The organism is Salmonella sp. 32070601201500089SM, from assembly GCF_017573605.1.
GTDB classification, from domain to species: Bacteria; Pseudomonadota; Gammaproteobacteria; order Enterobacterales; family Enterobacteriaceae; genus Salmonella; species Salmonella enterica.
In genome coordinates this window covers 66691-84427 of sequence record NZ_JAGETK010000002.1, presented here as the reverse complement: position 1 = coordinate 84427, position 17737 = coordinate 66691, and the positions used below count along the sequence as shown (strand labels likewise).

General features: G+C 51.9%; 15 protein-coding genes. 7 read left to right on the top strand and 8 right to left on the bottom strand.

The features are described from left to right. Positions 1 to 16: 16 nt before the first annotated feature. The 8 genes from J4728_RS03870 to bolA all read right to left on the bottom strand — a co-directional run bounded on the left by J4728_RS03870 (position 17) and on the right by bolA (position 10079). The gene (locus J4728_RS03870) at positions 17 to 391 is read right to left on the bottom strand and encodes a helix-hairpin-helix domain-containing protein (protein ID WP_000680322.1); all 375 of its coding nucleotides are present in this window, start codon (positions 389 to 391) and stop codon (positions 17 to 19) included. 149 nt (positions 392 to 540) lie between these two features. Then, positions 541 to 2412 carry a peptidylprolyl isomerase gene (gene ppiD / locus J4728_RS03865; protein WP_000969434.1) on the bottom strand — a complete coding sequence of 624 codons (1872 nt, stop codon included), beginning with the start codon at positions 2410 to 2412 and terminating at the stop codon, positions 541 to 543. Between the two features lie 290 nt (positions 2413 to 2702). Beyond that, the gene (gene hupB, locus J4728_RS03860; RefSeq protein ID WP_254888479.1) at positions 2703 to 2993 is read right to left on the bottom strand and encodes a nucleoid-associated protein HU-beta; all 291 of its coding nucleotides are present in this window, start codon (positions 2991 to 2993) and stop codon (positions 2703 to 2705) included. Between the two features lie 190 nt (positions 2994 to 3183). After that, positions 3184 to 5538: an endopeptidase La gene (gene lon, locus J4728_RS03855; protein WP_001067723.1), complete on the bottom strand. Its 2355-nt coding sequence runs from the start codon at positions 5536 to 5538 to the stop codon at positions 3184 to 3186. A 185-nt stretch (positions 5539 to 5723) separates the two neighbouring features. Next, positions 5724 to 6995: an ATP-dependent protease ATP-binding subunit ClpX gene (gene clpX / locus J4728_RS03850; protein WP_000130314.1), complete on the bottom strand. Its 1272-nt coding sequence runs from the start codon at positions 6993 to 6995 to the stop codon at positions 5724 to 5726. Between the two features lie 251 nt (positions 6996 to 7246). Beyond that, a complete protein-coding gene (gene clpP / locus J4728_RS03845) occupies positions 7247 to 7870 on the bottom strand; it encodes an ATP-dependent Clp endopeptidase proteolytic subunit ClpP (RefSeq protein ID WP_000122257.1) in 624 nt (207 codons plus the stop codon). Between the two features lie 246 nt (positions 7871 to 8116). Continuing rightward, on the bottom strand, positions 8117 to 9415 hold the full coding sequence (gene tig / locus J4728_RS03840; RefSeq protein ID WP_001198403.1) for a trigger factor: 1299 nt from the start codon (positions 9413 to 9415) through the stop codon (positions 8117 to 8119). 346 nt (positions 9416 to 9761) lie between these two features. Further along, the gene (gene bolA, locus J4728_RS03835) at positions 9762 to 10079 is read right to left on the bottom strand and encodes a transcriptional regulator BolA (protein ID WP_000973433.1); all 318 of its coding nucleotides are present in this window, start codon (positions 10077 to 10079) and stop codon (positions 9762 to 9764) included. A 303-nt stretch (positions 10080 to 10382) separates the two neighbouring features. Between bolA and J4728_RS03830 the strand changes: the two genes are divergently transcribed. From J4728_RS03830 to cyoE, 7 genes are all read left to right on the top strand, one after another. Further along, complete coding sequence (locus J4728_RS03830; protein ID WP_001537832.1) at positions 10383 to 10961, top strand: lipoprotein; 579 nt, start codon at positions 10383 to 10385, stop codon at positions 10959 to 10961. Between the two features lie 43 nt (positions 10962 to 11004). Next, positions 11005 to 12480, top strand: a complete 1476-nt coding sequence (ampG, locus tag J4728_RS03825) for a muropeptide MFS transporter AmpG (RefSeq protein WP_000098473.1) — start codon at positions 11005 to 11007, stop codon at positions 12478 to 12480. A gap of 452 nt (positions 12481 to 12932) precedes the next feature. Next, entirely contained in the window at positions 12933 to 13889 is a 957-nt protein-coding gene (gene cyoA / locus J4728_RS03820; protein ID WP_001239448.1) for a cytochrome o ubiquinol oxidase subunit II, read from the top strand. A gap of 10 nt (positions 13890 to 13899) precedes the next feature. Further along, the gene (gene cyoB / locus J4728_RS03815; protein ID WP_000467158.1) at positions 13900 to 15891 is read left to right on the top strand and encodes a cytochrome o ubiquinol oxidase subunit I; all 1992 of its coding nucleotides are present in this window, start codon (positions 13900 to 13902) and stop codon (positions 15889 to 15891) included. Continuing rightward, positions 15881 to 16495, top strand: coding sequence for a cytochrome o ubiquinol oxidase subunit III (locus tag J4728_RS03810; RefSeq protein ID WP_000179833.1), 615 nt, complete (start codon positions 15881 to 15883; stop codon positions 16493 to 16495). The genes cyoB and J4728_RS03810 overlap by 11 nt, the downstream gene beginning before the upstream one ends. Further along, entirely contained in the window at positions 16495 to 16824 is a 330-nt protein-coding gene (locus tag J4728_RS03805) for a cytochrome o ubiquinol oxidase subunit IV (RefSeq protein WP_000019878.1), read from the top strand. The genes J4728_RS03810 and J4728_RS03805 overlap by 1 nt, the downstream gene beginning before the upstream one ends. Positions 16825 to 16835: 11 nt before the next feature. After that, on the top strand, positions 16836 to 17726 hold the full coding sequence (gene cyoE, locus J4728_RS03800; RefSeq protein ID WP_000971352.1) for a heme o synthase: 891 nt from the start codon (positions 16836 to 16838) through the stop codon (positions 17724 to 17726). The last annotated feature ends 11 nt before the right edge of the window (positions 17727 to 17737 follow it).

Genomic DNA, 17737 nt, shown 5'->3' with positions numbered 1-17737 from the left:
GCCACTGTGCAAGTGATTACAATGTTAAAACTGCCAGATTACGCTCCACCAGCGCGCTTCCCATTCCCGGCACCTGCTTTAAATCATCCACCGTTTTAAAAGGACCATACTCCTCCCGATAGCTCACAATAGCCTGCGCTTTTTTCAGCCCAACGCCGTTCATCACCCGCGCCAGATCCTCCGCAGACGCGGTATTAATGCTCACCCTGGTACCTTCATCATCGCTGGCTTTAGCAGGTAATGCCGCTTTGGCGGAGGATGAAGAAGGCGTATCCGCTTTTGTTTCCACCGCTGCATTTTTTGCGACAGGCGTCGCCGCCAGCGCGCTATGGGCCATGCCCGCGCAGGTTAAAGAAAGCGTAATAAGCAGTGCTTTAATTCCGTGTTTCATACTGTTTTCTCCTTGTTTGTTAACAGTGCAGCCACGATAGCGGGGCGGAGAAAAACGAACAAACGGCAATTCTCAGAAATGGAAAAGGCCGCGAAAGCGGCCTTTGTGGGATACAACGTTTTGCAATTTTTTGCGAAGCGCCTCGACGATTACTGCTGTTCCAGAGCGTCGCCGATTTTGATTTTCGCCTCTTTACGCAGATTGCTCATCAGCGCCTCAAAGACAATTTGCGCATTGTTCTGCGTGATGCCCTGCACCATCGCTTTTTTCTGCGCTTCCGGCATGGCGCCCGCTTTCACCTCGTCAAACGCCAGCAGAACGACGTTACCCTGCATATCGTTCGCCACGCCATAAACTGGCTTATCTTTCGTCGGAAGGCTTAACGCAAAGGCCGCCTGACTCACCGGATCCTGACTGGTACGACTTAACGTTTTAGGCTCGCCAAAACTCAGACCCGCCGCTTTCATCGCTTCCGCGCCTTTGCCCGCTTTCAGCTCGACCAGCAGTTTTTCCGCATCCAGCTTCGCCTGTTGTTCCGCTTTGTTATGCTTCACCAGGGCAGTGACCTGTTCCTTCACTTCTGCCAACGGCTTCACGGCTTCAGGTTTATGTTCGCTCACGCGTACGACAAAAGCTCGGTCGCCATCCACGGTGATAATGTCTGAATTCGGCCCCGGCGTACCGTTTTCGCCCACCAGACCGCCATTAAAGATAGCATCGGCTACCGGTTTGAAGTTCAGCTCTTCCGGTAAGGTGTCACGGCTAAACCAGCCGGTTTCAACCGCTTTTACGCCAGCGACCTGTTCAGCGCCTGCTAACGACTCATTGTCGTTGCTTGCCGCATCGCTCACCTTCTGCTGCAACGCATAGTAAGCATCCAGCGCTTTTTCTTGTTTCACTTTCGCGGCAATGTCATCGCGAACCTCGCTTAACGGTTTCACTTTGGCAGGCTGAATATCATCCAGACGCGCCACCAGAAAACCGACAGACGACTTAATCACGCCAGATATCTGTCCTTTTTCTTTTAATCCGGCGTTTTTCAGTTCCGGCACCGTGGCAGACTCTTCCAGCCAGCCCATATCGCCGCCATTACGCGCAGAGATGATATCGGTAGATTTCTCTTTCGCCAGCGTGGCGAAATCTTCGCCCTTGTTCAGCGCATCCAGTACCGCTTTCGCATCATCTTCCGTTTTGGTCTGGATAATGCTGTAACGAATACGCTCCGGCTGAGTAAACTGATCTACATGCTGGTCATAATAGGCCTGAATATCCGCATCGCTGACCGGTGCCTGCATCGTCGCGGCATCCAGCTTGATATAGCTTACGCGGAACTGTTCCGGCGTCATAAAGCGGACTTTATTCTGATCGTAGTAGCTGGACACTTCCTGATCGGTCACCTGCTGCTTCGCCGCCAGCGCGTTGACATCAATAACGGCTTCACGCACCACGCGCTGTTGAGAGACTAATGCCGCCAGTTCGTCGGTTTCCCCTTTCAGCATAAAATCAGTACCGGCCACGCCGTTGATCAGTTGCTGAGTGGTAAGCTGGTTACGCAGCGCCTGAGCGTACTGATCGGCGGTCATTCCCATCTGATTCACAATCGCGTTATAGCGGTTGTTGTCAAACTTACCGTCCACCTGAAAAGCGGGAGTGGCGAAAATCGCCTGCTTTACCTGCTCATCGCTGATGCCCAGTTTCAGTTCGCGGGAATATTGATCCAACAGCGCTTCATCTATCAGACGATTCAGCACCTGCTGGCGCAGGCTTTTCATATAACCTTCGTTGGCCGCCAGTTCAGAATACCTGTCGCCCAACTGCTGCTGCATACGGTTACGTTCGTTGTTAAACGCATTCTCAAACTGTGCCCGGCTGATTTCCTGGCCATTCACTTTTGCGGCGTAGTTATTGCTTCCGCCAATCAGGTAACCACTAACGCCGGTCAAAATGAACGACACGATAATGATAACGAAAATAATCTTGAGCACGAGACTGTTTGCAGCCGTGCGTAAGCTGTCCATCATGGTGTAACCACACTCCGCTGTAGGTGACTTTACACTTTATCTTTCAGGCGGCTTCTCTGCTGGCTACTGAGTGATTCGCTCAGTAGCCGCGTCGACGCAACCTGAATGATTTGCGTATAGAGACTTCACGCGCATCGCATTTTCTGAACGCGGCGCACAAAAGCCTATTGTGACAAGAAACGAGGGCAATTGTCAGCCCGCAACGCACAGAAAGTCCCGAATCGCCAATAAAAAAGGCACATCAGTTGATGCGCCCTTGTACTTTGTCACATCCCCCGAGGGGATCACGCTTAGTTTACCGCGTCTTTCAGCGCTTTACCTGCACGGAAACTCGGCACTTTGGCAGCGGCGATGGTGATCTCTTTACCTGTTTGCGGGTTGCGACCAGTACGGGCAGCACGCTCTTTAACAGCAAAAGTACCAAAGCCTACCAGTGCAACGTCATCCCCTTCTTTCAGAGATTCGGTAACAGAAGCAATAATCGCATCTAACGCACGTCCAGCCGCAGCCTTAGAGATATCAGCCCCTGCAGCAATTTTTTCGATCAGTTGAGATTTATTCACTCTTCTCTTCCTCTTTATAATTTATATCGCACCTGAATCCTTCGAAGTACGACCGCGCAGCAGTTATATCAGGCCTGCCACGCCCTTACAACACCCGTTAATGGTGGCAGACCCAATCAACCATCTAAATTAGCTATACAAAAAAAGGCTGGCAAGTCCGAAATAGCCTGCCAGCCCTGTTTTTATTAGCGCTATTTGCGCGAGGTCACTATTTTGCGGTTACAACCTGCATTCCAGACGGTTCGTTTTGCAGAGCAAGCGTCAGAACTTCCTCAATGCGCTTCACAGGATGAATATCCAGATCGGCAATCACGTTGTCCGGAATTTCCTCCAGGTCACGTTTATTTTCGAACGGAATTAAGACCGTTTTAATCCCGCCGCGATGCGCCGCCAACAGTTTTTCTTTCAGGCCGCCGATCGGCAACACCTGACCACGCAGCGTGATCTCACCGGTCATTGCCACATCTGCGCGCACCGGATTACCGGTCAGGCAGGAAACCAGCGCGGTACACATCGCGATACCGGCGCTTGGACCGTCTTTCGGCGTTGCGCCTTCCGGCACGTGAACGTGGATATCGCGTTTTTCGTAAAAGTCCGGATTAATACCCAGTTTTTCCGCGCGCGCACGCACCACGGTCAGCGCCGCCTGAATGGATTCCTGCATCACTTCACCGAGCGAGCCGGTGTAGGTCAACTTGCCTTTGCCCGGGACGCAGGCGGTTTCGATGGTCAACAGATCGCCGCCCACTTCCGTCCACGCCAGCCCCGTCACCTGACCTACGCGGTTTTCGCTATCCGCGCGGCCATAATCAAAGCGCTGCACACCGAGGTAGTCGTGCAGATTATCGCCGTTAATTTCGATATGTTTTAACGACTTATCGAGCAACAGTTGTTTAACCGCTTTACGGCACAGTTTGGAGATTTCACGCTCCAGACTACGCACGCCCGCTTCACGCGTGTAATAGCGGATAATACCGATAATCGCGCTATCGTCGACCGTCAGTTCGCCTTTCTTCAGCGCGTTACGCTCGATCTGCTTCGGCAACAGGTGACGTTTAGCAATATTCAGCTTCTCGTCTTCGGTATAACCGGACAGACGGATCACTTCCATACGATCCAGCAGCGGCGCCGGAATGTTCATGGAGTTGGAAGTGGCGACGAACATCACATCGCTGAGATCGTAATCCACTTCCAGGTAATGATCGCTGAACGCCACGTTCTGCTCCGGATCCAGCACTTCCAGCAGTGCGGAAGCCGGATCGCCGCGCATGTCAGAAGACATTTTGTCGATCTCATCGAGCAGGAACAGTGGGTTTTTAACCCCCACTTTGGCCATTTTTTGGATCAGTTTACCCGGCATAGAGCCAATGTAAGTCCGGCGATGACCGCGGATTTCCGCTTCATCACGCACGCCGCCCAGCGCCATACGGATGTATTTACGCCCTGTTGCTTTAGCGATGGACTGGCCCAACGAGGTTTTACCTACCCCCGGCGGCCCCACCAGACACAGGATCGGCCCCTTGATTTTATTTACACGGCTTTGAACCGCGAGATACTCAAGGATGCGGTCTTTCACGCGCTCCAGACCATAATGGTCAGTATCGAGGATTTCCTGCGCCTGACGCAGGTCTTTTTTGACCTTGCTACGCGCATTCCACGGCACCTGCACCATCCAGTCGATGTAGCCGCGCACCACGGTCGCTTCCGCCGACATCGGAGACATCATTTTCAGCTTCTGCAGTTCCGCTTCCGCTTTCTCTTTCGCCTCTTTCGGCATTTTCGCCGCGTCGATCTTACGCTTCAGCGCTTCATTTTCGTCCGGCGCGTCGTCCATCTCGCCAAGTTCTTTCTGAATCGCTTTCATTTGCTCGTTCAGATAGTACTCGCGCTGGGATTTCTCCATCTGCTTTTTCACGCGGTTGCGAATGCGTTTCTCAACCTGCAGCAGATCGATTTCAGATTCCATCATCGCCATCAGATATTCCAGACGTTCGTTAACGTCGGACATCTCCAGTACGGACTGTTTATCCGCCAGTTTCAGCGGCATATGCGCGGCGATGGTGTCAGCCAGACGTGCAGGGTCGTCAATGCTATTGAGTGACGTCAGCACTTCCGGCGGAATTTTTTTGTTCAGCTTGATGTAGCCTTCGAACTGGCTGATAGCGGTACGCACCAGCACTTCTTGTTCACGCTCATCAATGGCTGGCGAATCAAGGTACTCCGCCTTCGCGGAGAAATGTTCGCCGTTGTCAGACAGCGCGGAAATACGCGCGCGCTGTAACCCCTCGACCAGCACTTTTACGGTGCCGTCAGGCAGTTTCAGCATCTGCAAAATAGAGGCCACGGTCCCGACGGTGAAAAGATCGTTTACACCCGGCTCATCCGTCGATGCTTCCTTCTGGGCGACCAGCATGATTTTTTTATCATGGTCCATAGCCGCTTCCAGACAACGGATAGATTTTTCCCGCCCTACAAATAAGGGTATGACCATGTGCGGATAAACCACCACATCGCGCAAGGGCAATACGGGGATTTCAATGCGTTCAGAACGCTCAGGATTCATAGAGCTCTCTCTTAGTTTAGTGTCCGCCAGGTAATCAGATAGTATAGCTGTGCTCCATACCACCTATAACATGTACGTCAGTATATGGGGATGTTTCCCACACATTCAACGGCGTGTTTACAGGAAAAACGAAAGGGGAGATAAAATCCCCCCTTTTTTGGCTAACTGATTGTATGAATGTTTAATTATTCGCCAGAAGCCTGCGCTTCCGGTTTGCCGTAAATCAGCAACGGCTTACTCTGACCGGCAATAACGGACTCGTCGATCACCACTTTTTCGACGTCTTCCATAGATGGCAAATCGTACATGGTATCCAGCAGCGCCGCTTCGACGATAGAACGCAGACCACGGGCACCGGTTTTACGCGCCATTGCTTTCCTGGCGATAGCGTCCAGCGCTTCGTCACGGAATTCCAGATCGACGCCTTCCAGGTTAAACAGCGCCTGATACTGCTTGGTCAGCGCATTTTTCGGCTCTTTCAGGATTTGAATCAGCGCTTCTTCGCTGAGTTCGTTCAGCGTCGCTACCACTGGCAGACGACCGATAAACTCAGGAATCAGACCAAATTTGATCAAATCTTCCGGTTCAACCTGCGACAACAGCTCGCCTTCGCTGGCTTTGTCGGACTTCGCTTTCACCGTCGCGCCAAAACCAATGCCGGAGCCGGTTTCAACACGGTTAGCGATCACTTTATCCAGACCGGCAAACGCGCCGCCGCAGATAAACAGAATCTTAGAGGTATCTACCTGTAAGAACTCCTGCTGCGGATGTTTGCGACCGCCCTGCGGTGGAACCGCGGCGACGGTGCCTTCGATCAGTTTCAGCAACGCCTGCTGTACGCCTTCGCCGGAAACATCGCGGGTAATGGACGGATTGTCTGATTTACGCGAAATCTTATCGATTTCATCAATGTAGACAATCCCACGCTGCGCTTTTTGCACGTCGTAGTCGCATTTCTGCAACAGTTTCTGAATGATATTCTCGACGTCTTCCCCCACGTAACCCGCTTCGGTCAGCGTGGTCGCATCCGCCATAGTGAACGGCACATCCAGCAAGCGCGCCAGCGTTTCCGCCAGCAGCGTTTTACCGGAACCGGTCGGTCCAATCAGCAGAATGTTGCTTTTGCCTAACTCGACGCCATTGCTGGTATCGCCGTTACGCAGACGCTTGTAGTGGTTATAGACCGCCACCGCCAGCACTTTTTTCGCCTGCTCCTGGCCGATAACGTAATCGTCCAGGTGGGTACGAATTTCATGCGGCGTCGGCAGCGCACTACGTTCACGGTGCGGAGCAACTTCTTTAATTTCTTCGCGAATAATGTCGTTACATAAATCGACGCATTCGTCGCAGATATACACGGATGGACCGGCAATCAGCTTGCGCACTTCATGCTGGCTTTTGCCGCAAAAAGAGCAGTACAACAATTTGCCCGAGCCATCTTTGCGTTTATCTGTCATGAGTCAAAACCTCTTCTTTGTTCTTTGTGCCGCACACGACGACGCAAATGCCATTCTCAGGCGCAAGCCGCTAATCAGCGTTGTGCCGCCCTTCATTAGTATATACACAAAATCATTCGAGCTACATCAAGGCGGCAACTCGTCGACTCCGCAGGCGCTTACATAAGTAAGTCACTGGGAGGCGCGCTGGCAGCCAACACCGAGGTAGCGTGAAGGATGAAGTGTATAGCGGCACACTTGCGTCCAGGGCATCAATTACGATGGGTCAAAATTGAGTCAACCAAACCGTACTCTACCGCTTCAGGCGCGGAGAGGAAGCGATCGCGCTCAGTATCACGTTCAATCTGCTCAAGAGATTGACCCGTATGATGCGCCATAAGTTCATTCATGCGCCCTTTTACTTTCAAAATTTCGCGGGCGTGAATTTCAATATCCGTCGCCTGGCCCTGGTAGCCGCCCAGCGGCTGGTGGATCATGACGCGAGAGTTCGGCAAGCAGAAACGTTTGCCTTTCGCCCCGGCAGTCAGCAGAAACGCCCCCATAGAGGCCGCCTGTCCCATACAAATGGTGCTGACGTCTGGCTTAATAAACTGCATGGTGTCATAGATGGACATCCCCGCAGTAATTACGCCGCCAGGAGAATTAATGTACAGATAGATATCTTTTTCCGGGTTTTCCGCTTCCAGGAACAGCATCTGCGCCACGATCAGGTTAGCCATATGGTCTTCGACCTGGCCGGTCAGAAATATGACGCGTTCCTTAAGTAGACGAGAATAGATATCAAAAGAGCGCTCACCGCGTGAGGTCTGTTCAATGACCATCGGCACCAGCGCCATATGAGGGGCCAAATTATCTCGTTCTCCGCTGTATGACATTTCCGTCTCCTGGATAAAAATTGAAAAAATCTGCTGTACTGATTGTAACCTGATGGACGGATTATCAGCCAGTCCCTCTGTAATGGGTACGGCATCGCCATAATTCAAGCATAACAATCTTTTGCTCTAACGCTAACACTGAAACGCGGTTTTCGCACCCTTACCATGCAAAATGCGTGACAAAAAAAACCCGTCACTGAAAGGTGACGGGTTTTTGTGCAAATTTCGTGCTTTTAACGCGAAAAATTACGCCTGCTGGTTCATCAGCTCATTGAAGGAAGTGGCTTTTTCAGACACTTTCGCTTTTGCCAGAACCGCTTCAACAGCCTGTTCTTCCAGAGCGACGTTACGCATATTGTCCATCAGCTCTTTATTTTTGCTGTAGAACTCAATCACTTCTTTCGGATCTTCGTAAGCAGACGCCATCTCTTCGATCAGGCCTTTAACGCGTTCTTCGTCCGCTTTCAGCTCGTTGGTACGAATGACTTCGCCGAGCAGCAGACCGACAACTACACGACGCTTAGCCTGTTCTTCAAACAGTTCGCGCGGCAGCTCCAGAGCCTGTTTCTCGTTACCACCAAAACGCTGCGCAGCCTGACGACGCAGAACGTCGATTTCGCTGTCGATCAGCGCAGCCGGTACGTCGATGTCGTTAGCTTTTACCAGACCTTCGATCGCCTGAGACTTAACGCGGTTACGCACCGCGCCTTTCAGCTCGCGTTCCATGTTTTTACGTACTTCAGCGCGCAGACCGGCTACGGAACCATCTTCAACGCCGAAACGTTTGATGAATTCTTCGGTCAGTTCCGGCAGTTCGCGTTCTTCAACTTTCTTCAGGTTGATAACGAACTTAGCCGCTTTACCTTTCAGGTTTTCAGCATGGTACTCTTCCGGGAAGGTCACATCGATAGTGAACTCTTCGCCAGCTTTGTGGCCTTTAACGCCGTCTTCAAAGCCCGGAATCATACGACCCTGGCCCATCGCCAGAACGAAATCGGTCGCTTTGCCGCCTTCGAACTCTTCGCCGTCTACAGAGCCGGTGAAGTCGATGGTCACGCGGTCTTCCGCATCAGCAGCACCGTCTTTTTCTTTCCAGGTCGCCTGCTGCTTACGCAGGGTGTCCAGCATCACATCAACGTCAGCGTCGGTGACTTCAACAACCGGCTTTTCAACTTCGATGGACTCGAGGCCGGTCAGCTCAACTTCCGGATAGACTTCAAACTCGACGGAGTAAGTGAAGTCTTCACCCACTTTGTATTCGCCCGGAACATAGTTCGGCGCGCCTGCCGGGTTAATTTTTTCTTTGATGATCGCGTCAACGAAGTTGCGGCTCATCAGATCGCCCAGCACGTCCTGGCGAACAGAAGCGCCATAACGCTGAGCGACGATATTCATCGGTACTTTGCCTTTACGGAAGCCGTCAATACGTACTTTTTTCGCTACGTTGACCAGCTCGCTTTTTACAGCGGTCTCGATGCTGTCAGCAGCGATTGTAATCGTTACACGGCGGCCAAGGCCCTGAGTGGTTTCAACTGAAACTTGCATCTTGTTACCTCAAAAAATCACAGTGCTCGGTCAACTCTACTCCGCAAGCACGTGCTATTTGCTTCGCGGAACCGGGATGTTCTCATAATCAATCACATTCCCTGTCGTCAGAATCATCCCGAAGACGTTCATATATAAGACGGCGCATTATAGCGGCATCACTTTTGTGAGTCGAGAACGGTGATTGTGCGATGCTGCGGCGGTTTTCACAATTCTCGGCTAATTTTTGTCTGAATACTGTACGACACGCTCAAAATTCAGACAAAACAAAACGGCCCGCAGGCCGTTTTCACATAATTCTGTAGCAACATACTGGAAAAGCGGAGGTAGTTGCAAATCCGTTTTGCTACGCGATGCTTCCCGCGCCGCGACAAGGAGGCGACGCGAAGATAGTATCCTGCAACCCTTCCCACTCTTTGAGGGTATAAGTATGCAGTGCCAGCGCATGTACGGTTGTGGAAAGTTCCGCCGTTAACGTACCGTAAATCATCCGATGACGATTAAGAAAACGTTCGCCTGTAAAGCGATCGCTCACCAGCACGACCTTAAAATGGCTTTCCGATCCTGCAGGAACATTGTGACGATAGCTTTCATCCACAACTTCGAGAAACACGGGGTCGAACGCTGTCCTTAATTTTTCTTCTATTTGCTCACGTATCATCATGAAAATCTCCTCCGACAACGCTGTGATGTCACCCATCCCTTTAAATACTAGCCGCTTTTACCGTTTCCATTACAGCATGACAACAAAAATTTAGCTTTCGTCTGATTATTTCAGCCAAACGTATGAAGTTTACTGCCTTAATCATTCTTTTAGCGCTCAAAATCCCCGCTCGCGCCGTTATCAATACCAAATCGGACATTACGACGAATTTACCTGCGTTGACCACTTCCCCTCGCCGTTAGCGGTGTTATGATGGCGGGAATTTTTACCTATCACGTTTTAAGCGTCATTGAGAGCCTGAATATGTTAAAAAAACTTCTCTTTCCGTTAGTCGCTCTGTTTATGCTGGCAGGATGCGCCACACCGCCGACGACCATTGACGTCGCGCCGAAGATCACCTTGCCACAGCAGGACCCGAGCCTGATGGGCGTCACCGTTAGCATTACCGGCGCGGACCAACGCCAGGATCAGGCGTTAGCGAAAGTCACGCGTAACAACCAGCTGGTAACGTTAACCGCCTCCCGCGATTTACGCTTCCTGTTACAAGAAGTCCTGGAAAAACAGATGACGGCGCGGGGCTATATGATCGGGCCTAACGGCGCGGTTAATCTGCAGATTATTGTTAACCAACTGTATGCTGATGTTTCCCAGGGCAGCGTGCGCTACAACATCGCGACCAAAGCGGATATCGCGATTATTGCGACCGCGGCAAATGGCAGCAAGATGACCAAAAACTATCGCGCCAACTACTCTATTGAAGGGGCGTTCCAGGCCTCTAACCAGAATATTGCCGACGCAGTGAATAGCGTTCTGACCGATACCATTGCTGATATGTCTCAGGACACCAGTATTCACGATTTTATCAAGCAAAACGCCCGTTAATAGCAACAACAAGACCCGGCAGAAGCCGGGTCTGTAGATGCCTATGTCAAGTCAATATTTACGTATTTTCCAGCAACCGCGCTCAGCCATTCTGCTGATATTGGGTTTTGCCTCCGGTCTCCCGCTGGCGCTCACTTCCGGTACGCTACAGGCGTGGATGACCGTCGAGAATATCGATCTTAAAACGATTGGCTTCTTCTCGCTGGTTGGTCAGGCCTATGTGTTTAAGTTTCTCTGGTCCCCGCTGATGGACCGCTACACGCCGCCTTTTTTAGGTCGTCGTCGCGGTTGGTTACTCGCCACCCAACTGTTGTTACTGGCGGCGATTGCGGCGATGGGCTTTCTTGAACCCGGCACGCAGCTACGCTGGATGGCGGCGCTGGCGGTGGTGATTGCTTTTTGCTCCGCCTCGCAGGATATCGTGTTCGACGCCTGGAAAACCGATGTTTTACCCGCAGAAGAACGCGGCGCTGGCGCGGCAATCAGCGTGCTTGGCTACCGGTTGGGGATGCTGGTTTCCGGCGGACTGGCGCTATGGCTGGCCGATCGCTGGCTCGGCTGGCAGGGCATGTACTGGCTGATGGCGGCATTGCTGATCCCCTGCATTATCGCCACCTTACTGGCGCCGGAACCGACCGATACTATCCCGTCCCCGAAATCGCTGGAACAGGCCGTCGTCGCGCCGCTACGCGATTTCTTTGGCCGTAACAACGCCTGGCTGATTTTACTGCTCATTGTGCTTTATAAACTAGGTGATGCCTTCGCTATGAGCCTGACCACCACCTTTTTGATTCGCGGCGTCGGCTTTGACGCCGGCGAAGTCGGCGTGGTCAATAAAACGCTGGGCCTGCTGGCAACGATCGTCGGCGCGTTATACGGCGGCATATTAATGCAGCGTCTTTCGCTGTTTCGCGCGCTGCTGATTTTCGGCATTTTGCAAGGCGCGTCCAACGCCGGTTACTGGTTGCTCTCCATTACCGATAAAAACATGTTCAGCATGGGCGCGGCGGTCTTTTTCGAAAATCTGTGCGGCGGGATGGGTACTGCCGCCTTTGTCGCCTTATTAATGACGCTATGTAATAAGTCGTTTTCCGCAACACAGTTTGCCCTACTGTCGGCCCTCTCCGCAGTAGGCCGCGTTTATGTTGGTCCCGTAGCGGGCTGGTTCGTTGAAGCGCACGGCTGGCCGACATTCTACCTCTTCTCGGTTGTTGCCGCCGTTCCCGGGCTGTTACTGTTGCTGGTCTGTCGGCAAACGCTGGAATATAGCTGGCAGAACGAGCGTTTCATTCCCCGCACGCAATACCGTGGCGCCTACAATTTCGCGCTTTCAATCCTGCTCGCGGGCGTCGCTTTGCTGGCGGTCTGGGTACTCCTGCTGACCATGAACGCGTTGGATTACACTAACTTCTCATTCCTGTCCGGATTGCTTGAAACTGCGGTAGCGGTTGCCGTGTGCGGCATTGTCTTTGGCGGGTTGCTGGACTACCTGGCGCTACGAAAAACACGCCTGCTCTAAAACATTATTTGCCGTTGTAATAACGACCCGGAATTATAACGGCTAAATAACCATCAATTGATAAAAAATATATTTGTCTTTTTGTGCGCAACAGAATTTTGGAAATTATTGGTAATTTCTACGCTACCTATTTTCTTTACACGATTCAGCCGATTAAATTTAAATTTCTGCCGTTGATTGTCCTTTTATTGATAATAAATTGTTAAGTAATTGTTTTATTTTTACATTGGTTATACCAATTATCCCTCAACATCCCACTTACAGACCTCATCCGTTATAACGCAAAGTTTCAACAGTGTCTTAAAGTTATTTCGACATACTTGGCAACATATGTGACATGCGCGGCAGAACTTGGTAACACAGAACCAATCATGTTTACAGTAATGTAACCTTACCGTAAAATGCCCCTACACTTTAAACGCCACCAGGTCCCGTGGAATTGAGGTCGTTAAATGAGACTCAGGAAATACAATAAAAGTTTGGGATGGTTGTCATTAATTGCAGGCACTGCATTACTCAGTGGCTGTAATTCTGCGCTGCTGGATCCCAAAGGACAGATTGGACTGGAGCAACGTTCGCTGATACTGACGGCATTTGGCCTGATGTTGATCGTCGTTATTCCCGCCATCTTGATGGCTGTTGGTTTCGCCTGGAAGTATCGTGCGAGTAATAAGGATGCGAAGTATAGCCCGAACTGGTCACACTCCAATAAAGTGGAAGCCGTGGTCTGGACGGTGCCTATCTTAATCATCATTTTCCTTGCCGTACTGACCTGGAAAACCACGCACGCGCTTGAACCAAGCAAGCCGCTGGCGCATGACGAAAAACCGATCACCATCGAAGTGGTTTCCATGGACTGGAAATGGTTCTTCATCTATCCGGAGCAGGGTATCGCCACCGTCAACGAGATCGCCTTCCCGGCGAACACGCCGGTTTATTTCAAAGTGACCTCCAACTCCGTGATGAACTCCTTCTTTATCCCGCGTCTGGGTAGCCAGATTTATGCCATGGCCGGTATGCAAACACGTTTGCATCTGATCGCCAACGAACCCGGAACCTACGATGGCATCTCCGCCAGCTATAGCGGCCCGGGCTTCTCTGGTATGAAGTTTAAAGCTATCGCCACCAAAGACCGCGCAGAATTCGACCAATGGGTCGCAAAAGCGAAGCAGTCTCCGAACACCATGAATGATATGGCGGCGTTCGAGAAAGTGGCTATGCCAAGCGAGTACAACAAGGTGGAATATTTCTCCAGCGTGAAACCAGATTTGTTCAAGGACGTTATTAACAAATTCATGGACCACGGTAAGAGCATGGACATGACCCAACCTGAAGGTGAGCACAGCTCGCATGAAGGAATGGAAGGTATGGACATGAGCCACGCGGAATCCGCCAACTCCAAGGGTTGAGGAAGATAAGATGTTCGGAAAATTATCACTGGATGCAGTACCGTTCCATGAACCTATCGTCATGGTAACGATCGCTGCAATTATCGTCGGGGGACTGGCGATACTGGCAGCGATTACTTACTTCGGTAAGTGGACCTACCTATGGAAAGAGTGGTTAACGTCGGTTGACCATAAACGCCTCGGCATCATGTATATCATCGTCGCGATTGTGATGCTGTTACGTGGCTTCGCCGATGCCATCATGATGCGTAGCCAGCAGGCGCTTGCCTCCGCAGGCGAAGCGGGTTTTCTACCGCCGCACCACTACGATCAGATCTTTACCGCTCACGGCGTAATCATGATCTTCTTCGTGGCGATGCCCTTCGTTATCGGTCTGATGAACCTGGTGGTTCCGCTGCAGATCGGCGCGCGCGACGTTGCTTTCCCTTTCCTGAACAACCTGAGCTTCTGGTTCACCGTTGTCGGCGTTATTCTGGTTAACCTCTCGCTGGGCGTGGGTGAATTCGCGCAGACAGGGTGGCTGGCTTATCCGCCGCTATCGGGAATAGAGTACAGTCCCAGCGTCGGGGTCGATTACTGGATATGGGCGTTGCAACTCTCGGGTATTGGTACGACGTTAACCGGTATCAACTTCTTCGTGACGATCCTGAAGATGCGTGCGCCGGGTATGACGATGTTCAAGATGCCGGTCTTTACCTGGGCCTCTTTGTGCGCCAACGTACTGATCATCGCCTCTTTCCCGATTCTGACGGTTACCGTCGCGTTGCTGACCCTGGATCGCTATCTGGGCACCCATTTCTTTACCAACGATATGGGCGGCAACATGATGATGTACATCAACCTGATTTGGGCCTGGGGCCATCCGGAAGTGTACATTCTGATTCTGCCGGTCTTCGGGGTATTCTCCGAAATCGCAGCGACCTTCTCGCGTAAACGTCTGTTCGGCTATACCTCGCTGGTTTGGGCGACCGTCTGTATTACCGTACTGTCGTTTATCGTTTGGCTGCACCACTTCTTCACGATGGGCGCAGGCGCGAACGTTAACGCCTTCTTCGGTATCACCACCATGATTATCGCCATCCCGACCGGGGTGAAGATCTTCAACTGGTTGTTCACCATGTATCAGGGCCGTATCGTCTTCCATTCCGCAATGATGTGGACCATCGGCTTTATCGTGACCTTCTCGGTCGGCGGTATGACCGGCGTTCTGCTGGCGGTACCGGGCGCGGACTTCGTCCTGCACAACAGTCTGTTCCTGATTGCGCACTTCCATAACGTGATCATCGGCGGCGTGGTGTTTGGCTGCTTCGCGGGTATGACCTACTGGTGGCCGAAGGCGTTTGGCTTCAAGCTGAACGAAACCTGGGGTAAACGCGCCTTCTGGTTCTGGATTATCGGTTTCTTTGTAGCCTTTATGCCGCTGTACGTACTGGGCTTCATGGGCATGACCCGTCGCCTCAGCCAGCAAATTGATCCGCAGTTCCATACGATGCTGATGGTTGCCGCCGCCGGCGCCGCGCTGATTGCGCTGGGTATCCTGTGCCAACTGATTCAGATCTTCGTTTCTATTCGCGACCGCGATCAGAACCGCGATCTGACCGGCGACCCATGGGGTGGCCGTACGCTGGAGTGGTCAACCTCGTCTCCGCCGCCGTTCTATAACTTTGCCGTTGTGCCGCACGTTCACGAACGTGACGCCTTCTGGGAAATGAAAGAAAAAGGCGAAGCGTACCAACAGCCTGGACAGTATGAAGAGATTCATATGCCGAAAAATAGCGGTGCCGGTATTGTTATCGCCGCCTTCGCGACGGTATTTGGCTTCGCCATGATCTGGCATATCTGGTGGCTGGCGATAGTGGGTTTCGCAGGCATGATCATCAGCTGGATTGTAAAAAGCTTTGATGAAGATGTGGATTACTACGTGCCGGTCCCGGAAGTCGAAAAACTGGAAAACCAGCATTTCGATGAGATTACTAAGGCAGGGCTGAAAAATGGCAACTGATACTTTAACGCACGCGACTGCCCACGCGCACGAACACGGGCACCATGACGCAGGCCAGAACAAAATCTTCGGATTTTGGGTCTACCTGATGAGCGACTGTATTCTGTTCTCTATTCTGTTTGCTACCTATGCCGTTCTGGTGAACGGCACCGCTGGCGGCCCGACAGGTAAGGACATTTTCGAACTGCCGTTCGTTCTGGTTGAAACCTTCCTGCTGTTATTTAGCTCCATTACCTACGGCATGGCGGCGATCGCCATGCACAAGAACAACAAGAGCCAGGTTATCTCCTGGCTGGCGTTGACCTTCTTGTTCGGTGCCGGATTTATCGGGATGGAACTCTATGAATTCCATCACCTGATTGTTAACGGTATGGGCCCGGATCGCAGCGGCTTCCTGTCTGCGTTCTTCGCGCTGGTCGGCACGCACGGTCTGCACGTCACTTCCGGTTTGATCTGGATGGCGGTGCTGATGGTGCAAGTTGCCCGTCGCGGTCTGACCAGCACTAACCGTACCCGTATCATGTGCCTGAGCCTGTTCTGGCACTTCCTGGATGTGATTTGGATTTGCGTATTCACTGTTGTTTATCTGATGGGGGCGATGTAATGAGTCATTCTACCGAGAGCGGCGGCGCATCCCACGGCAGCGTAAAAACGTACATGACCGGCTTTATCCTGTCGGTCATCCTGACGGTTATTCCATTCTGGATGGTGATGACTGGCGCTGCCTCTCCGGCCGTTATTCTGGGATCTATCCTGGCAATGGCAGTGGTGCAGATTTTGGTGCATCTGGTGTGTTTCCTGCACATGAACACCAAATCTGATGAAGGCTGGAACATGACGGCCTTCATCTTTACCGTGCTGATCATCGCCATCCTGGTTGTGGGCTCCATCTGGATTATGTGGAACCTCAACTACAACATGATGATGCACTAAGAGCGGCGAGTATGATGTTTAAGCAATACCTGCAAGTAACGAAACCAGGCATCATCTTTGGCAACCTGATCTCGGTGATCGGGGGATTTCTGTTGGCCTCAAAGGGCAGCATTGACTATCCCCTGTTCATTTATACGCTGGTCGGGGTGTCACTGGTTGTGGCGTCGGGTTGTGTATTTAACAACTACATCGACAGGGATATCGACAGGAAGATGGAAAGGACCAAGAATCGGGTGCTGGTCAAAGGCCTGATTTCTCCTGGCGTCTCGCTGGTATACGCCACCCTGCTGGGTATTGCTGGCTTTATGCTGCTGTGGTTTGGCGCCAATCCTCTGGCCTGCTGGCTGGGGGTAATGGGCTTCGTGGTCTACGTTGGCGTGTACAGCTTGTACATGAAGCGTCACTCCGTTTACGGCACGCTGATTGGTTCTCTCTCCGGCGCAGCGCCGCCGGTGATTGGCTACTGCGCCGTAACGGGCGACTTTGACAGCGGCGCGGCGATTCTGTTGGCTATTTTCAGCCTCTGGCAGATGCCGCACTCTTACGCCATCGCCATTTTCCGCTTTAAGGACTATCAGGCGGCCAATATCCCGGTTCTGCCGGTGGTAAAAGGAATCTCAGTCGCTAAAAACCACATCACGCTGTACATCATTGCGTTTGCCGTTGCAACGCTAATGCTCACGTTGGGCGGTTATGCCGGTTACAAATACCTGGTGGTCGCCGCGGCGGTCAGCGTTTGGTGGCTCGGCATGGCGCTACGCGGTTACAAAGTGGAAGATGATAAGGTCTGGGCGCGCAAGCTGTTCGGCTTCTCTATCATTGCGATTACCGCGCTGAGTATCATGATGTCCGTTGATTTTATGGTGCCGAATTCGCAGAATCTGCTGACTTACGTCTGGTAAGACTTTTGATG

What these genes read in the sequence shown, in the direction of transcription:
- J4728_RS03810 (WP_000179833.1), top strand. Translation starts at nt 15,881, where the DNA reads ATGGCAACTGATACTTTAACGCACGCGACTGCCCACGCGCACGAACAC.
- clpP (WP_000122257.1), bottom strand. Translation starts at nt 7,870, where the DNA reads ATGTCATACAGCGGAGAACGAGATAATTTGGCCCCTCATATGGCGCTG.
- J4728_RS03870 (WP_000680322.1), bottom strand. Translation starts at nt 391, where the DNA reads ATGAAACACGGAATTAAAGCACTGCTTATTACGCTTTCTTTAACCTGC.
- J4728_RS03805 (WP_000019878.1), top strand. Translation starts at nt 16,495, where the DNA reads ATGAGTCATTCTACCGAGAGCGGCGGCGCATCCCACGGCAGCGTAAAA.
- ppiD (WP_000969434.1), bottom strand. Translation starts at nt 2,412, where the DNA reads ATGATGGACAGCTTACGCACGGCTGCAAACAGTCTCGTGCTCAAGATT.
- cyoA (WP_001239448.1), top strand. Translation starts at nt 12,933, where the DNA reads ATGAGACTCAGGAAATACAATAAAAGTTTGGGATGGTTGTCATTAATT.
- bolA (WP_000973433.1), bottom strand. Translation starts at nt 10,079, where the DNA reads ATGATGATACGTGAGCAAATAGAAGAAAAATTAAGGACAGCGTTCGAC.
- lon (WP_001067723.1), bottom strand. Translation starts at nt 5,538, where the DNA reads ATGAATCCTGAGCGTTCTGAACGCATTGAAATCCCCGTATTGCCCTTG.
- cyoE (WP_000971352.1), top strand. Translation starts at nt 16,836, where the DNA reads ATGATGTTTAAGCAATACCTGCAAGTAACGAAACCAGGCATCATCTTT.
- cyoB (WP_000467158.1), top strand. Translation starts at nt 13,900, where the DNA reads ATGTTCGGAAAATTATCACTGGATGCAGTACCGTTCCATGAACCTATC.
- clpX (WP_000130314.1), bottom strand. Translation starts at nt 6,995, where the DNA reads ATGACAGATAAACGCAAAGATGGCTCGGGCAAATTGTTGTACTGCTCT.
- tig (WP_001198403.1), bottom strand. Translation starts at nt 9,415, where the DNA reads ATGCAAGTTTCAGTTGAAACCACTCAGGGCCTTGGCCGCCGTGTAACG.
- J4728_RS03830 (WP_001537832.1), top strand. Translation starts at nt 10,383, where the DNA reads ATGTTAAAAAAACTTCTCTTTCCGTTAGTCGCTCTGTTTATGCTGGCA.
- ampG (WP_000098473.1), top strand. Translation starts at nt 11,005, where the DNA reads ATGTCAAGTCAATATTTACGTATTTTCCAGCAACCGCGCTCAGCCATT.